The following is a 15,075-nucleotide window of genomic DNA, read 5'->3' on the forward strand; positions in this document are numbered from 1 at the left end:
CCTGAGTGCAGATCCAATAAATTACTGATACAGCAAAAATAATATGTTGGTGACACCACCGGCGACGATCAACGGAGAATATAGTACCCGCCGGCGTACAGCGCGGATATGGACTATCGGCTCGACGAGATCGATCGTCGGATCATTCACGCGCTGATGGGTGACGCTCGGAACACCTCGGCTCCGGCGATCGCGGACGACCTGAACGTCTCTCCGGGGACGATTCGGAACCGGATCTCGCAACTCGAGGAGCAGGGCGTTATCACCGGCTATCACGCGAGCATCGATTTCGAACGGGCGGACGGTCATCTGCCGAACCTCTTTATGTGCAACGCGCCGGTCTCCGAGCGGGAATCGATCGCGCGACAGGCCCAGATCATTCCGGGAGTCGTCAACGTCCGCGAACTGATGACCGGACGGCGGAACCTGCACGTGCTCGCGGTCGGGAGCGACACCGAGGACTTACGCCGGATCGCCCGATCGCTCTCGGACCTCGGCGTCGAGATCGAAGACGAGGTTCTCGTTCAGACGGAAACGACTCGCGCGTACTCGCCGTACGGTCCCACCGACGAGACCCAGAACGCCGTGCTGACGGACTTCATCAGCCTCTCCGGCGACGCGGAAGTCGCGGAGGTGACCGTCGATCGGGACGCCCCGGCCGCGGGAATGCGGATTCAGGAAGCGGCCCGCTGTGACGCGCTCACCGACGACACGCTCGTGATCGCTATCGAGCGAGACGATACCGTGCTGACACCACACGGCGACACGGAAATCCGTTCCGACGACATCGTCACGCTGTTCTCGCGAGGCGGTGTGACCGACGAAACGATCGCGAACTTCGACTCGAGCGTGGTCGCCGACACCTGAGCGGCTCGCGAGTCGTTCGACGTTCTCCCCGACTACGCCGCCGTAAGCCGTCGCGCGAGCGTCGTCGTTCGATCGGTCAGCGTCTCGGTCGTCTCCGATGCCCCCTGTAGCCGGTCGTTGATCGTCGCGAACAGCCGCTCGAACGCGAGGGTCCCGTCGTCGCCCTCCCACTCCGCGGTCTCGCGCGCCTCGAGCCCGCACGTCTCACACGTCTCTCCCTCGAGCGCGCCGAAACAGCCGTGGCAGCGCTCGAGGCCGACCGCGACCGTTTCGCTCAGTGCGACGACCTCGCGGAGCGTCGACTGCAGGTCGGCCGCGGCGTCGGAAAAGTCCTCGAGTGCGGTCCGGATCTCGGGGTCGTACGCGTCGTCGTCGAGGGCGGCGAGTCGCTCGAGTCGGGCGTCGACGACCGCGAGCGCGAGCAACACGTCGCGGCGACTGCGGCGATACTCCGAGATCGAGTCGTCGAGTTCGGCGTCCGTTCCGTCGTCGACGGCGGACTCGAGGGTGGCGGGCAGCGACGTCGCGATCGACGCGAACGACGCGATGTCCGAAATCGTCTCGCCCTGCACGCCGGTCGTTGCGCGGACGCGGCGAAACAGCTCGTCGCTGGCGATCGGGTCCGCCGACGGCGAGGACTCGAGCGTCGCGAAACACTCGTCGCAGACGGTGACGAGCGCGCTCTCGTGGACATCTCCCTCGAGGGGAACGTCGCCGACGGGGACGAGTCGGAGCGTGGCCGGGTCGTCGCCGCCGTCGGTGCCGCAGTGTCGACACGAGAACCCGTCGCGGTCGAGGACGGCATCGCGGTCGGCGCGCCAGTCGCGTGAAGTCATGACCGAGCGAAGACAGCGCGACGACAAAAGCGCACCGACAGCCCGGACGACCGTCGGCGTTCGGTGGGAACGCACGAAATACTAACCGGACGCCGCTCGTAATCCCCGTATGGTCGACTCACCCGACGATTCGGACGGATCGAACGACTCGGAGACGGACGGCGAAACCGAGTTCGAACTCGAGCGCGGGTACGACCGCGCGGAACTGGCCGCCGTCTTCCGCGAGTTCGCGACCGCCTTCGAGGACGGCCGCCCCGTCCGATTGGACGGCGACGATCAAACTGTTAGGATCGCCGTTCCGGAGCGCGTCGTCGCCGAATTCGAAGCCGAGTACGATGCCGACGACGAGCCGCCGGTCGGCGAACTGGAACTCGAACTCGAGTGGGACGATCCCGACGGCTCGAGCGTTCGAGTCACGGACCGCGACTCGATCGCCGACGTCGACACCGCCGGGTCGGCCGAGACGGCTGCGGCCGCCGAAACCGAGACTGCCGACCGCGGTGCGGATGCGGACTCGGCGGACGTCGATCCCGCGGCGGCGGTGATGCCCCTCGAAGGGGTGGCGGACCGCGACGGTGGCGACGACGCCACAGCGCCGACGGACGCCGACCGGGCGACCGACTCCGGCCGGACCAGTCGCTTCGAGGTCTACGAGGACAAGGGCGGCCAGTGGCGCTGGCGGCTCGTCCACTGGAACGGGAACATTGTCGCCGACAGCGGCGAGGGGTACGCCTCGCGATCCAACGCCGAACGGGCGGCCCGGAGCGTCATGCGGAGCGCGCCGGCGGCGAGGATCGACCGACTCGAGTAGGAGACCAGCGAGCTACGATCGGATATCCTCGGCGTCTAAATCCACGTCGAGTTCCGCGGAGTGATCGATCTGCTCGTACTCGAGCGACGGCGAGGCCTCCGCCGGAACGGCGTTGTACTCCCGGAGGAAGTCGACGACGCCTCGCTTGCCGCCGAAGTCACCGCGGTACTGCCGGAACAGTCGCGGGACCGTCGCCGTGTCGTCCGCGGAATCGTAGCTGACGTTCTCCTCTAAGAACCACTCGATCGCGATGTCCAGTTCCTCGTCGACGTCCCGCGGCGAGTAGACCGCGATCGGCGGGCAGTGCTCGGCCCCGTGGCCCAGCGCGAAGTGCACCCGCGGATCGCACTCCTCGAGGCGGAACTGCCGCTCGAACGAGGAGGGAAACAGCCGGGGAACGTATCCGAAGCCCCACGACTGCTTCGAACTCCGGAGCAGGCCGTGTTCGATATCGTTGAGACTCAGCCAGACCCCGCTGACGGGAATCTGATCGCGCGCGAAGAACTTCCAGCGGTCGAGGAGCCCGCCCTCGAGCAGATCGGGTTCTTCCTCCTCTATCAGCAGTTGCGCGTAGGCGTTGTAACAGTTGAGCCAGAAGGCGAGTTTTCCCTCTCGACCGGAGAGCGCTCGCTCTAGCTGCGTTCGCTCGAGCGCCGCCAGATGCTCTCGTAACTGATCGGCGTCTCCCTCGGTCTTGACCGTATACAGGAGATCGGCCGAGAGCGAGAGGGGATCGAGCTGAGTCGACATTCGGTCCGAAATTCGCGAACCAGCCCCTTGAAGCCGTGTGACGGGTACGCACGACAGTCTGGACTGAATACAGGTTCAGGCCGTGGTTTTATGCCGCCGACGGTAGAAATAATGGTGTGAATCTCAGCAAGGGATTTCTCCTCGTCCTCGTCGCCCTCTTCGCGTATCTCTCCCTGTTGCTCGTGCTTCCGTTTTCCCAGTACATCCTCGGTGCCATCCTCATCGCCTACGTCCTCTACCCGGTCCAGCAGCGCCTCGAGACACACGTCGCGGCGCCGATCGCCGCCTTCGGACTCGTCGCCCTCGCGATCGCCGGCTTCGTCGTCCCGCTGATCGGCATCGTCGCGGCGGTCGCCAGCGACGCTCGCCGACTCCTCGAGCAGGTCAACACCGACTCGTTGCAGGTGGCCGACCTCGAGCGGGCGATCGAGGAACAGACCGGCCAGACTGTCGATCTGCCGTCGGCGCTCGCCGACGCCGCACAGAGCGCCGGGACGGTGGCGCTCGAGCGCTCGACGGAGTGGTTCAGCGCGCTTACGCACGTGTTGATCGGACTGGGGCTCGCGCTGTTCCTGCTCTACTACCTGCTCAAAGACGGCGGGGACCTGTTGGCGTGGCTGCGGGACCTGACGCCGCTGCCGGACGACGCACAGGACGATTTCTACCAGCGACTGGACGAAGTCATGTGGGCCGTCCTCGCCGGGCACGTCCTGATCGCGATCATTCAGGGGACTCTCGCCGGGTTGGGGCTGTTGGCGACCGGCGTCCCGAACGCCGCGTTCTGGACGTTCGTCATGATCATTCTCTCGCTGATCCCGCTGATCGGCTCGTTTCTGGTCTGGGGGCCGGCCGTCGTCTATCTCTTCCTGATCGACCAGCCACTGTTCGCAGTGGGGCTGTTCGTCTACAGCGTGATCATCGTCGGCCTCTCCGACGACTACCTCCGGCCGGTCCTCGTCGATCGCTACGCCGAACTCAACCCCGCCGTCATCATCCTCGGCGTCCTCGGCGGCGTCTACGCCTTCGGCGTCATGGGTCTGTTCTACGGCCCCGTCGTCCTCGGCGCGCTGATCGCGACGCTCGACGTGATGAACGACCACTACGATCGACTCGAGGAAACGCCCGGGATGTCGTAACGCTGCCCTGCGGTCGGCTGGCGGCGACCGCAACTGACCGCCGACCGTGACCGCGACCGCAGTACCCGACCGCGACCGCTACCGCGATTCCTGCCCGCCCGCGAGCAACTCGTCGACGAGCCGCGTGAACCGGTCGACGAGCCGATCGGGAACCGTCGGCGTCACCGTCGCCAGCAGCCGGCCCGTCGCTTCGGGCTCGGCGAGTCCCAGAACGACCCGATTGCGCTCGTCGTAGCGCTTCGTGACGATGTCGTGATCGACCAGCCGGTTCAGGTGATACTCGAGCGTGCTCCGGGCGATCTCGAGGGCGTCGGCGATGTCACCGGGCGCTGCCGGTTCGTGATCGATCAGGTAGACGACGATCTCGCGGGCGGTCTCCCGACGGAACAGTGCCAGTGCGGCACGTTCCCACTCGTCATACGCCGGCGGGTAGTAGTGGGTCCGGCCGTAGAACTCCTCGCGGACGAGGCGGTCGTCCTCGCGCAGCCGCCGGACGTGGTACTGGACCTGTCCCGGTGCGAAATCGGACTCTCTGACGAGTTCGTTGAAGTGCACGCCGGCGTTGTCGCCGATGTGGGCCTGAATCTGCTGTCGAGTGTCGGTCATCGATATCTCGTAGTGTCCGAAACGCGGACGTATCGTCGGCTACTGCTGGGGGACGTATAACGGGTTTCCCACGTTCCCAACCCTCGAGAACCGTCTCTCGGTCGCGGGTTCGCTCGTACACGGTCCTCTCACGTCAAAACAGTTTACTATATACCTCGATTATCAGTAGCTATGAGTCGTGGAATTGGAGAGTTCGAACCCGTTCAGGCGGTGATCCCAGAGTGGGCGGCGGTACTCGTCGCGCTCGTCACCCAGTTGGGTGACGTCTGGTTTCTCAGTCTCTTCGTCGGCCTCATCTACTGGTTTCACGCGGAGAAACGGGAAGACGCCGCCGTCATCGTCGGTTTTACGCTCGCCGGACTCGCGCTCATCAGCGCGCTCAAACACGTCTTCTCGTTACCGCGTCCGGGCGAACCGTTAGTCGCGATCGAGACGCTGCCGTGGATACTCCAACCGCTCTACGAAGCGACCGCGATGGCCGGCGGGTACGGCTTTCCGAGCGGCCACGCGCTGATGACGACTATCGTGTATCTCGGTCTCGCACACCGGCTCTCGATCAGCACTCGTCGCCGACGGTTCGCCGGTGCGGGAATCGGTATCGCTGCGGTGTGTTTCTCGCGCATCGCGCTCGGCGTCCACTACCTCGTCGACGTGGTCGCCGGGGTCGCCGTCGGAATCGCGTTCCTGTTGTGTGCGGAACGGCTCCTCGCCCGCTATTCGATCGATCACGGAACGGGGGCGTTCGCGCTCGCGATCGTCGCCGGAACCGTGAACCTCGTCGTCAGTGGTGTCGACGCCAATAGCGTCTCGCTCCTCGGAGCGGCACTCGGCGCGTTCGGGGGCTGGCAACTCGTAGTGCTCGGACGGCACGTGTTCGCGGCCGACCGGCCATCGGACGCGGTTCGACCGCTCGTCGTTCGCGGCGTGTTCGCGGCCGGCGCACTCGCGCCGTTGGCCGTCGCGATCGACGAGTTTCACCTCTTCTCGCTGCCCGCTCGCGGCGCTGTGCGGGGCGTCGTTCTCGCCGCGTTCGTCACGGTCCCGGTGATGAAACACTCCGAGCGCGCCCAGCGGTTCTGGACGGCGCTCGTCTTCTGGACGACGATGGCGGCCCTCGGGCTTCGGTTCCTGCTCTCGCCGACGACGTGGCGACGCGGGCTGACCCTCGGTCGGCAGTACGGCGTCCGACTTCGGCGCTGGATTCGTCCGGAGACGTAGGGTCGCCATTATCGCCCTCCAGCGTGATCGAGCGGCCGGAACTCGGTCGTCGTCGCTATTCCCGTCGCGTCTCAACCGCGGTTCCCGAGAGGTTGACCCACAGCATGCCCTCGCCCATCTCCTCGTAGTCGAACGTCGCGCCGACGACCGCGTCGGCCCCGAGGTCCCGTGCCTCGGCCTCGAGGTCGGCGATCGCTTCCGTTCGCCCTTGCTCGATCTTCTTCTCGTAGGAACCGCTCCGTCCGCCGACGACGTCCCGAATGCCGGCGGCGATGTCGCTGACGACGTTCGCGCCGATGACCGCTTCCCCCGAAATGACGCCGCGGTAGTCCGTGATCTCCCGTCCCTCGAGGCCGTCCGTCGTCGTGATGGTTATTTCAGACATTCACAGGCGGATACGTTGCGATCAGATATAAATCGAGAGTCGGATGTACAGTTCCGGAACATCCGCTCGGGGGTATCCGTGTCCTCCCGCCCACCGCGAGCGGTTCCGGTCGAAAAGAATCGGCGACGCAACGAATCGTCGTCGGAATCAGGCTCGAGCGCGGGTCTGTTCGGGCGTGTCGGCCTTGTTGTTCGCGTAGGCGTTGTACGCCGAGATGAGCGCGACGGCCGCGCCGGAGATCGCGGTCCCGGTCGCGAGCTCGCTGCTCCCCATCTCGATGAACGAGGGGGAGATGAGCGCCCAGAGGCCGAGCAGGACGGCCAGCGACGCGATGCCGACGCTCGCCAGTCGATCTCTCGACAGCCGGACGAAGTTGTAGCCGGCGGTCAGGAAGATCGCCGTCCCGACGAGCGTGTCGTTCCAGATCGCCGCCTCCGTCGACTCGAGGATGAACGGCGACGCGACGATGTAGAGCCCGATCAGCGCGACGAGGGCGCTCAGCCACTGCATCGCGTCCGTGTTCAGCGAGTTGTAGTCGGCTCGGGTCTCGCGGTCGGTGTCGGTATTCGGTGTGTCACTCATAGTTTCCTCACGTGTCGGTAGCTGCCATTCGCGCAAAACGACAGTGCCTGCACCTGTCGGGAAAAACTCGTGGGCCCGCATGGTGTCCCCGCCGTTTGTCGTTCCGCACGCACGCGAGAAGATCTTAGCTCGGCCGGAAACACCGAAGGGAATACGTGGGTGTCCGCCCGATTACAGCTATCGATCGCATGGCGCTCCCAACGTCGGTCGCCGGCGAGTGGTTAAACCCGCAACTCGCCCCCGTCCTCGTCTGCGTGATCGCGCTCGCGGTGCTGGGAACGGCGGTGCTGTTCGTCGCCGGACTCGTCGCGTACTCTCGGCGTCGGACGCTCCGATACCTGCTGATAACGGTCGCACTCGGCGTGCTCGTCGTCCGGTCGGTGACCGGGCTGGGGACCGTCCTCGGCCTCGTTCCGATGACGATTCACCACCTCGTCGAGCACGGCTCCGACTTCCTGATCGCGGTACTGGTCCTCGCTGCGGTCTATCGGAGCGGCTCGAGGACCGACGCCGTCTCGGTCGACCCGGACGACTAGTCCGCGCGACCGGGCCCCGTCGTTCGTGTCGGTCGTCGTGAGATATAAGTTCGCGTAGGGACGGGTATCGGTATGTCAGTCCCCGACACCGCGGCGACGGCGGCAGCCGTCGTCGACGAGATCCTCTCCGCAGTCGTCGCCGATCGAACCGTTCTCGAGGAGGTCATCGCCGGGGTGCTCGCCCGCGGCCACGTGTTACTCGAGGACGTGCCCGGAACGGGCAAGACGCTCACCGCGCGGTCGTTCGCGACCGCGCTCGGGCTGGAGTTCTCCCGGATCCAGTTCACCCCGGACCTGATGCCCGCCGATATCACCGGGTCGTACGTCTTCGAGGAGGAGACCGGCGAGTTCCACTTCACGCCCGGGCCGGTGTTCGCGAACGTGGTCCTCGCGGACGAGATCAACCGCGCGCCGCCGAAGACCCAGTCCGCGCTGCTCGAGGCGATGGGCGAGGGACAGGTGACCGTCGACGGCGAGACCCACGACCTCCCCGACCCGTTCGTCGTCATCGCGACGCAGAACCCCGTCGAGCAGGAGGGAACCTTCGAACTGCCCGAGGCCCAGCGCGACCGCTTCATGATCAAGACCTCGCTGGGGTATCCCGACGCCGACGGAACGCGGGAACTGATCGACCGCCGGGCCGACCGCGACCGCCCGGACCCGACCGTCGACCCGGTCGTCGACCGCGAGCGGGTGCTCGAACTCCAGCGCGTTCCCGAGGGAATCGCCGTCGAGGGCCCGGTCCGCGACTACATCGGCGACGTCTGCCGAGCGACCCGAACCGACGGCCGCGTCGACGTCGGCGTCTCGCCCCGCGGCGTCCAGCGACTGTTCGAGGTGAGCCGGGCTCGAGCCGTCCTCGAGGGCCGCGAGTACGTCGTTCCGGAGGACATCAAACGAATCGCCGGGCCCGCGCTCGCCCATCGCCTCGTGTTGACGCCCGAGGCGAGCGTCGACGGCGTCTCCCGGCGCGCGGTCATCGACGACGTGCTCGAGGAGTGTGCGGTGCCGGCGATGGAACCGCCCTCAGCGGACCAGTAACCACGTCCCGCCGAGGATCGCGACCACGGCGCCGATCACGCCCGCCGTCGCCGGAACCGACAGCGTCGGCGCGAGGACCGCCGCTCCGGCCAGCCCGAGAGCCGCGACGAGGACGCCGACGGCCGCCATCGTCCCGCTCCAGCCGAGTCGCACGAGTTGTGGCCGGCGGGACGCGTGGGGGCCGATCTCGCGTGCCAGCGTCCGTCCGTAGCGGCCGACATCGTAGGTAAACAGCGCGGCTGCGATCGGAACGATCGTCGCCACACCGACCCGGACCGTCTCGAGGTCGAGGAGCACGGCGTCGGCGGTAGAACCGGCGACGATCCCGCCCGCCGCGAGCGCCCCGGCGAGGGCGGTAACGGGGTCGGGGGCATCGTCTCGCAGCACCGCGCCCTCGTAGAGCCACGCCACCAACCAGCCGACGCCGAGGACGATTGCCGTCGCGCCGAAACCAGCGGCCACGAGAGTCGTCTCGACACCGCCGAGACTCCCGACGCCGGCGACCGCGAGCCCCACGCCGGAGACCGCGCCGACGACGATCGCGACGGTCGCGTTCCGACGCCCGTCCGTCTGGACCCACGCGCCGCGGACGACCGCCGCCGAGACGGCGACGACGGCGGCCACACCCGTCACGGCCGCGAGCGGTCCGCGAACGACCACGCTGCCGGCGACCGCGTCGACGAGCGACTCGAGCGGCGGGACGAACGGGGAGAGCATCGTCAATACCGCCAGCACGGCGATCGCGAGCGCGGTCGCGACCCCGACCGCCCTCGTGAGCGCGTTTCGAGTCCCGTCGTAGGCGTCGCGTCTCGAGGGGACGGTGAACACCGCCGGCGGGACGAGAAAGAGGGCGGACGCGACCGCGACGGCGGCGGCGACGAGCGCGAGGAACAGTCCGGACGGCCCGTCGCCGGTGAGCCACGGGACCGCGGCGAGCGCCGGTCCAGCGCCGCCCAGCGTGTCGATCCCTGCGATGAGCAGTGCCACGCCGCCGGCGACGACCGCCGAACAGAGCGCCGACGCGCCCGCTCGCAGGAGCGCAACCGGCGTCGGCTTACCGCCGAGGACGCCACCTGCGGCGAGCCCGAGGAGCGCGCCGACGAGCGCCGTGAGAGCCGGGACCGTCGTTCCCGCGAGACCGACCACGGCGATTCCGCCGAGGACGACGATCGGCAGCAGCGCCGACGCGACCGCGACGCGGCGGTACGAACTCGCGGACAACCCCACCGCCGCCGCGAGACCGATCCCGACGAGGACGCCGGCGGCGACGAGCGGTTCCGCGAGGGCGAGCGCCAGCGCACCGATACCGGCGGCCAACGCGACCCCTCGCCTCGTCGTCGGCGGGAGTCGACCGTCGGTACTCATCGTGTCCCTCCCGTCCTGATCGCGTTGCGAAGTAAGACCCCGAGCGATCGCTCGCGTTCCCAGTCGATGACGCGAGCGCCCGTCGCGCGGGCTCGAGCCAGTCGCGTCTCCCGATCGAGCGATTCCAGCCGCGTCGCGATATCGTCGGAGCCGGCCGTGACGTCGGGCGAGATCACGCGGACCGCGTACCCCCGCGCCCGGAGCCGCTCGACGAGGTCGACGGGCTCGTCGTCCACGAACGAGGAGAACAGGTACACCTGCGCCTCGCCCGGTAGCGTCCGGGGAAGGTCCGCGACGGGATCGTCGGTTCGCGTCCGAGCGTTCGACCGGTAGCCGAGGTAATTGGCCTCCCGGACGCCCTCGAGTAGCTGCGACGCTTTCCGTCTCGTCGCGGGGTCAGTTCCCGGAGCGACGGTCGTCAACCGCTGCTCGTGGAGCCCGACGACGCCGGTCGGATGGCCCGCGGCCATCAGCGCCTCGAGCGCTCGCTCGGCGGCATCGGCCGAGCGCTCGATCGCGGGAGGCCGTGCGGTCGTCGCCGCGCTGAACTGGCTCGGTCGAGCGTCGACGACGCAGACGATCCGCGTCGCCCGCTCGGCGCGGTACTCGACGGTCGCCAGCTCCCGGCTCCCGGCGTATCGCCGCCAGTCGATCGACCGGACCGGATCGCCCGGCTCGTACTCGCGGACGGCGTAGAACTCGAGGCCGCTGCCGCCCTCGTCGGTCGGCACCTCGCCCGCGTAGTCGTTCGCCCCGTCGCCGAGCGACACCGACTCGACGGTCGGCGAACGGCGAATTGCGTCGTCGCCGCTCACGCCCGCCCGCCACGTCTCGGCTACCGTTCCCGTGAGATCGCGCGTTCGAACCGTCGCGTCGTCGAACGCGTGCTCGCCGCGCCGGGGTTCGACCTCGTACTCGAGGGTCGTCTCCTCGAGCGGCTCAAGGGTCTCGCACGCACGTGGGGAGCCGGAAACGACCGGCAACGCCTCCGGGACGCCGTCGACGACGCGCAGGTCGACTATCGTCTCCGAGCCGGCGTTTTGGACGGTCGTCCGCACGATGACGGTCTCACCGGGGTCGGCGGACACCGCCGCGGAACCGGAGTCCGTGCTCTCGTCGGCGTCGTCGATGGCCTCGCCGCTCGCGCCGTCGCGAACCGAAATCCGACGGGTGACACGCACCATCGCCGGCTGGTTCGTCCCGAACGCGGCCGCGGCGACGTACCACAGCGGGAGCGTCGCGGCGGCGACGAGGAGTTGGCTGCCGGCGGCGATGCCGAGCCCCGCGAGCGCGAGCGTCGCGGTGATGGCCCACTCGTCGCCCTCGAGTCGCTCGACGGTCCGATCGCTCATCGGTCCACCTCCGCGTCGGTCCGGGCGTCCCCGCCGATGGTTTCGATCGCCGCGAGGGTGCGACGGACGCGGCGCTGGTAGGCCGCCCCGGGATCGACCGCGGCCCGGAGCCGTTCGCTGAGCGGTTGTCGCCGGCCGTCGGCGAGGAACGCGGCGGCGACGGGGTCGTCGGTCCACGTCCCCGAGCGGACGGCCTCGCGAGCCGCGTCGGCCGCGTGCCCGCGTTTCGTGACGATGACGCGAACCGCACCCTCCGTGAGCCGTCGCCGAACGTCCGTCGCCGACTCGTTCGCTCGACAGCGGTACCGGCCCTGTGCGGCGTGGGTGATGGCCCGTTCCGTCTCGCCGCCAACTGCCGTCTCGGTGCCACTGACGACCGATTCCGGCGGCACGCCCTCGACCAGCGGCGACTCGCTCGAGCGGCCGCGGGTCCACAGCCACCAGCCCGTGGCCGCCGCGATCACGATCCCGAGCGCCGGAAACAGCACTGCGAGCGGGTACAACAGGACGGTGAGGGCCCGCACGGACGGGACGAAGCCGCCGAGTAGCACCGCCCCGATCGCGAGGACGACACCGGCACCGACCACGGCCGTCACGACTCGCTCGAGATCGATGGCAGGGAGCCGGGCCAGCGGATCTCGCCCCGGTCCGGAAGACGAGCGCGAACTCATTCCGATCCCTCCTCGTCCGGCTCGTGGTCGAGCAGCTCACGCACCGCGGCCCGCGCCGCCGCCGCCCGCTCCGCAGACGGCTCGCGGCCGCCGTACTCGATATCGCGAACGATCGCGACGAGGCGGCTCACGCGGTCGGCGGGGAACCCGGCGGCGAGCGCGTCGCGAGCCACCGCTCCGGGGGTCGCCGTCTCGCGGTCCGCGATCTCGAGGCGGTCGAGGAACGTGTGCCACGCCGCCCGGACCTCCGCGCGCGGCCCGCGAGGGGCCAGCGGCTCGGCCGCGAGACCGGGACTCCCCGCTTCGTGAGCTTCGGAATCGCCCGGCTCGTCGGCGTCCTCGTCGTCCGCAGTCGGTCCGAGAATCCCCTCGAGCAGCGACCGATCCCTGTCGGCCGACGATCGACCGAGCGAGCCCAACGACCCGAGCGACGGAAGGGAGCCGAACGCCCGGCCGATCGACGAGAGGGCCGAACCGAGGGCGGGGGACCCGCGGCCGGTGCCGCCGAACTCGAGACTGGGCATCGAGATAGTCGGGAGCGATATCGACGGCAGGCTGTATCCGCCGATAGCGCCGAAGAGACGGCTGAGCGCGGTCCCGAGGCCCCCGACGAGATCCGCGAGCGCGACGAACAGCTCGGCCGCCGCGTTTCCGCGCCGTCGCTCGCTGGTGGCGATCAGTCGGACGTAGGTCACGACACCGCCGATGCAGAACCCCGGGACGAGCACGACGACCGCCGCCAGCCGCAGGTAGAGGTCCCCGACGGTCGCCGTCGCGGTCTCCGCACCGACCTCGGCCGTCACGGTCGCCTCGTCGCCGATCGGCAGCCAGAGCCGCGTCCGCCCGTTCTCGCCGGTCGTCGCCGTCCCGCCGCTCTCGAGGGAGACCGTCGCGTTCGGAACCCCGCCCCCGTCGGCCGACACCTGGACCGGAGCGGGCGAGCCCGGGAACAGGACCGGCGAGACGAACTCGACCGTCGGTTCGGCCACCTCGACGGTCCGCTCGCCGGCGACCGGTTCGCGTTCGACGCGGAGGTCGACCGGACCGGTCGTCTCCGGGAGCGTCACGGTGGCCTCCCCGTCCGCATCGGTCGTCGCGACGACTGTCCCGTCGCGGGAGACCGTCGCGTTGGGCACCGGCGTCGAGCCGACCTCGGCCGTGATCTCGAGGTCGCGAGCCGGAGCCGCCACGCCGTGGGTCTCGAGCGTCGCAGCCGTCTGGACATCGAACGTTCGCGATTGATTCTGCTCGGGTATCGAGACGGTCATCTCCTCGGCGTAGGGAACGATGATCGTGGCCCTGCCGACCTCGTCTATCTCCGTGACGTTCTCGCCGTTCACTGCGATGGTTTTCGTGGTGAAATGGCTGGTATAGTCGGTCTGGACCGTCACGTTGCCTCCCGGTTCGATTTCCTCGTCGATCTCGATGGTTGCACCCGACTCGTCGTCCCGATCGTCGTCCGGCCCGTTCGTGTCGTCGGGCGATTCCGTGACGAACTCGGGGGTGTCCTCCATCGAGTCCCAGTCACCGGCGATCGGCTCGCCGTCGCCCCCACCGGGCCCGTCGAGTCGCGGATCCGCCGCGGGCAGCGCGCTCGCGACGACGAACAGACAGCACAGACAGCCGACGACGAGCAAGAGCCGGCGCGCCCCCGTCACGCTGTCCCCTCCAGTTCGGCCGCCATCTCGGACAGCCGTCGCACGCGGACGTCGACCGGCGGGTGAGTATCGGACGAGTCGGCATGGACGGGTCCCGAGGGCGTAGTGGCCTCGAGCCACGACGTCACGTTCGCGCGCCGAGTCGTCTCATCAGTCGGTTGCCGGATCTCGGGCAGCGATGTCGTCTCGTCGCCCGTCACGGGATCGGTCGGGACGATACACAGCGCTCGCGTTCTGGTTGTCCGGAGGTCCGTCTCCGGCGTCCCGGCCGTCTCGGCGAGGGTCACCAGCGCGCTCGCGAGCGCCATCGGCGTCCCGGTGATCCGGGCGGCCGCGGCGTCAGCGGCGAACTCTCGCGTCTGTGACAGCGTTCGGGTCGCCCAGTCGGCGATCGTCGGAAACACCCAGAGGATCGGCGCGACGAAGACGGAGGTGAGCACGACCAAGGGGAGAAACCAGTACAACGCGATCCGCCCGCCGTCCGATAGCTCGCCGGGATCGGAAAGCGCGCGGCGCGCGAGCAGCGCCGCGTGGTAGGCTCGATCGGCGATCTCGAGGAACAGCGTCGTGATCGTCATCAGCGTCACGTCCCGGTTTGCGACGTGGGCGATTTCGTGGGCGAGGACCGCCTCGAGTTCGTCGGCGTCGAGGGCTTCGACCAGTCCCGTCGTGACGACGATCGTCGCGTCGGTGAGCCGACCGACGGTGTAACAACTCGCCGTCTCGTCGGCGACGACGCGAACGTCCGGTTCCGGAACGTCGGCGGTCATCGCCAGTTGCCGGACCGTTCGGGCGACGGCGTGGTCCTCGTCACCGGCGACGCCGTGCGTTCCCGAGAGCACGCGCCGATAGCCGTAATACGTCTGTGCCGCGAGGAAGCCGCCGACCAGTATCAGCGCCGTTGTCCACGAGACCGGCAACCGGAGGGGGTCGAACTCGACGGTGCCGTACTGGAGGAAGACGATCGTCCCGCCGACGACGCCCGGGAGCAAGACGCCGTACGTCCACAGCAGCGTGAGCACGAACACGGTAGTAACCGCGACGAACACACCGAGGACCGCACAGATCCGCAAGCGGAGATTCATGGAGGGCGCTTGATCGAATTCTCGACTCCGAGACCAAAAATTTTCCCCGAACGTTTCGGGCGAGTATCGTCTCCGGTCACCGACCGCTCCGGTCGGACGACCGATGTACCGTCGCCGAATCCGGAGAGCCGCGATAGTGCTCTCGCGAGTCCGTAACGGCGACGCCTCACCCTGGT

Annotated in this window: 16 protein-coding genes; 6 read left to right on the top strand and 10 right to left on the bottom strand. The window is 68.5% G+C overall.

Annotated features, from left to right (window positions below):
* Positions 1-108: 108 nt before the first annotated feature.
* Complete coding sequence (locus ACT4ML_RS05565) at positions 109-867, top strand: Lrp/AsnC family transcriptional regulator (RefSeq protein ID WP_138246221.1); 759 nt, start codon at positions 109-111, stop codon at positions 865-867.
* 32 nt (positions 868-899) lie between these two features.
* On the opposite strand, the gene ACT4ML_RS05570 is transcribed toward ACT4ML_RS05565, so the two are convergent.
* Positions 900-1,703: an HNH endonuclease gene (locus tag ACT4ML_RS05570; RefSeq protein ID WP_444719972.1), complete on the bottom strand. Its 804-nt coding sequence runs from the start codon at positions 1,701-1,703 to the stop codon at positions 900-902.
* A gap of 109 nt (positions 1,704-1,812) precedes the next feature.
* Here ACT4ML_RS05570 and ACT4ML_RS05575 point away from each other — a divergent pair, with 109 nt between their 5' ends.
* On the top strand, positions 1,813-2,514 hold the full coding sequence (locus tag ACT4ML_RS05575; RefSeq protein ID WP_444719973.1) for an amphi-Trp domain-containing protein: 702 nt from the start codon (positions 1,813-1,815) through the stop codon (positions 2,512-2,514).
* Positions 2,515-2,526: 12 nt separating this feature from the next.
* Here ACT4ML_RS05575 and ACT4ML_RS05580 read toward each other — a convergent pair whose 3' ends face one another.
* Positions 2,527-3,264, bottom strand: coding sequence for a DUF547 domain-containing protein (locus ACT4ML_RS05580; RefSeq protein ID WP_444719974.1), 738 nt, complete (start codon positions 3,262-3,264; stop codon positions 2,527-2,529).
* A 116-nt stretch (positions 3,265-3,380) separates the two neighbouring features.
* Between ACT4ML_RS05580 and ACT4ML_RS05585 the strand changes: the two genes are divergently transcribed.
* Complete coding sequence (locus tag ACT4ML_RS05585; RefSeq protein WP_444719975.1) at positions 3,381-4,400, top strand: AI-2E family transporter; 1,020 nt, start codon at positions 3,381-3,383, stop codon at positions 4,398-4,400.
* Positions 4,401-4,478: 78 nt separating this feature from the next.
* On the opposite strand, the gene ACT4ML_RS05590 is transcribed toward ACT4ML_RS05585, so the two are convergent.
* Positions 4,479-5,006 (bottom strand): winged helix-turn-helix transcriptional regulator, encoded by a 528-nt coding sequence (locus tag ACT4ML_RS05590; protein ID WP_444719976.1) that lies wholly within the window; start codon positions 5,004-5,006, stop codon positions 4,479-4,481.
* A gap of 171 nt (positions 5,007-5,177) precedes the next feature.
* Here ACT4ML_RS05590 and ACT4ML_RS05595 point away from each other — a divergent pair, with 171 nt between their 5' ends.
* Positions 5,178-6,224: a phosphatase PAP2 family protein gene (locus ACT4ML_RS05595; protein WP_444719977.1), complete on the top strand. Its 1,047-nt coding sequence runs from the start codon at positions 5,178-5,180 to the stop codon at positions 6,222-6,224.
* A 55-nt stretch (positions 6,225-6,279) separates the two neighbouring features.
* On the opposite strand, the gene ACT4ML_RS05600 is transcribed toward ACT4ML_RS05595, so the two are convergent.
* Positions 6,280-6,609 carry a YbjQ family protein gene (locus ACT4ML_RS05600; RefSeq protein ID WP_138246214.1) on the bottom strand — a complete coding sequence of 110 codons (330 nt, stop codon included), beginning with the start codon at positions 6,607-6,609 and terminating at the stop codon, positions 6,280-6,282.
* Between the two features lie 147 nt (positions 6,610-6,756).
* Positions 6,757-7,191, bottom strand: coding sequence for an SPW repeat domain-containing protein (locus ACT4ML_RS05605; protein ID WP_444719978.1), 435 nt, complete (start codon positions 7,189-7,191; stop codon positions 6,757-6,759).
* A 188-nt stretch (positions 7,192-7,379) separates the two neighbouring features.
* On the opposite strand from ACT4ML_RS05605, the gene ACT4ML_RS05610 reads away from it, so the two are divergent.
* Both ACT4ML_RS05610 and ACT4ML_RS05615 read left to right on the top strand, forming a co-directional pair.
* On the top strand, positions 7,380-7,727 hold the full coding sequence (locus tag ACT4ML_RS05610; protein WP_138246212.1) for a DUF7471 family protein: 348 nt from the start codon (positions 7,380-7,382) through the stop codon (positions 7,725-7,727).
* 72 nt (positions 7,728-7,799) lie between these two features.
* Positions 7,800-8,768, top strand: coding sequence for an AAA family ATPase (locus ACT4ML_RS05615; protein ID WP_444719979.1), 969 nt, complete (start codon positions 7,800-7,802; stop codon positions 8,766-8,768).
* On the opposite strand, the gene ACT4ML_RS05620 is transcribed toward ACT4ML_RS05615, so the two are convergent.
* From ACT4ML_RS05620 to ACT4ML_RS05640, 5 genes are read right to left on the bottom strand one after another with little or no spacing between them, the layout of a single operon-like run.
* On the bottom strand, positions 8,754-10,133 hold the full coding sequence (locus ACT4ML_RS05620; protein WP_444719980.1) for a hypothetical protein: 1,380 nt from the start codon (positions 10,131-10,133) through the stop codon (positions 8,754-8,756). The genes ACT4ML_RS05615 and ACT4ML_RS05620 overlap by 15 nt on opposite strands.
* Positions 10,130-11,485, bottom strand: coding sequence for a DUF58 domain-containing protein (locus ACT4ML_RS05625; protein WP_444719981.1), 1,356 nt, complete (start codon positions 11,483-11,485; stop codon positions 10,130-10,132). The genes ACT4ML_RS05620 and ACT4ML_RS05625 overlap by 4 nt, the downstream gene beginning before the upstream one ends.
* Positions 11,482-12,156 (bottom strand): DUF7269 family protein, encoded by a 675-nt coding sequence (locus ACT4ML_RS05630; RefSeq protein WP_444719982.1) that lies wholly within the window; start codon positions 12,154-12,156, stop codon positions 11,482-11,484. Before ACT4ML_RS05630 ends, ACT4ML_RS05625 begins: the two co-directional genes overlap by 4 nt.
* Entirely contained in the window at positions 12,153-13,814 is a 1,662-nt protein-coding gene (locus ACT4ML_RS05635; RefSeq protein ID WP_444719983.1) for a DUF4129 domain-containing protein, read from the bottom strand. Before ACT4ML_RS05635 ends, ACT4ML_RS05630 begins: the two co-directional genes overlap by 4 nt.
* A complete protein-coding gene (locus tag ACT4ML_RS05640) occupies positions 13,811-14,899 on the bottom strand; it encodes a M48 family metallopeptidase (RefSeq protein ID WP_444719984.1) in 1,089 nt (362 codons plus the stop codon). The genes ACT4ML_RS05635 and ACT4ML_RS05640 overlap by 4 nt, the downstream gene beginning before the upstream one ends.
* Positions 14,900-15,075 lie beyond the last annotated feature (176 nt).

It is taken from the genome of Natrinema sp. LN54, from assembly GCF_052439245.1.
GTDB lineage: Archaea > Halobacteriota > Halobacteria > Halobacteriales > Natrialbaceae > Natrinema > Natrinema versiforme_A.

Bases quoted from the DNA above. Each gene is read 5' to 3' on its own strand.
- ACT4ML_RS05565 (WP_138246221.1), top strand. From the start codon at position 109: ATGGACTATCGGCTCGACGAGATCGATCGTCGGATCATTCACGCGCTG.
- ACT4ML_RS05570 (WP_444719972.1), bottom strand. From the start codon at position 1,703: ATGACTTCACGCGACTGGCGCGCCGACCGCGATGCCGTCCTCGACCGC.
- ACT4ML_RS05575 (WP_444719973.1), top strand. From the start codon at position 1,813: ATGGTCGACTCACCCGACGATTCGGACGGATCGAACGACTCGGAGACG.
- ACT4ML_RS05580 (WP_444719974.1), bottom strand. From the start codon at position 3,264: ATGTCGACTCAGCTCGATCCCCTCTCGCTCTCGGCCGATCTCCTGTAT.
- ACT4ML_RS05590 (WP_444719976.1), bottom strand. From the start codon at position 5,006: ATGACCGACACTCGACAGCAGATTCAGGCCCACATCGGCGACAACGCC.
- ACT4ML_RS05595 (WP_444719977.1), top strand. From the start codon at position 5,178: ATGAGTCGTGGAATTGGAGAGTTCGAACCCGTTCAGGCGGTGATCCCA.
- ACT4ML_RS05600 (WP_138246214.1), bottom strand. From the start codon at position 6,609: ATGTCTGAAATAACCATCACGACGACGGACGGCCTCGAGGGACGGGAG.
- ACT4ML_RS05605 (WP_444719978.1), bottom strand. From the start codon at position 7,191: ATGAGTGACACACCGAATACCGACACCGACCGCGAGACCCGAGCCGAC.
- ACT4ML_RS05610 (WP_138246212.1), top strand. From the start codon at position 7,380: ATGGCGCTCCCAACGTCGGTCGCCGGCGAGTGGTTAAACCCGCAACTC.
- ACT4ML_RS05615 (WP_444719979.1), top strand. From the start codon at position 7,800: ATGTCAGTCCCCGACACCGCGGCGACGGCGGCAGCCGTCGTCGACGAG.
- ACT4ML_RS05620 (WP_444719980.1), bottom strand. From the start codon at position 10,133: ATGAGTACCGACGGTCGACTCCCGCCGACGACGAGGCGAGGGGTCGCG.
- ACT4ML_RS05625 (WP_444719981.1), bottom strand. From the start codon at position 11,485: ATGAGCGATCGGACCGTCGAGCGACTCGAGGGCGACGAGTGGGCCATC.
- ACT4ML_RS05630 (WP_444719982.1), bottom strand. From the start codon at position 12,156: ATGAGTTCGCGCTCGTCTTCCGGACCGGGGCGAGATCCGCTGGCCCGG.
- ACT4ML_RS05640 (WP_444719984.1), bottom strand. From the start codon at position 14,899: ATGAATCTCCGCTTGCGGATCTGTGCGGTCCTCGGTGTGTTCGTCGCG.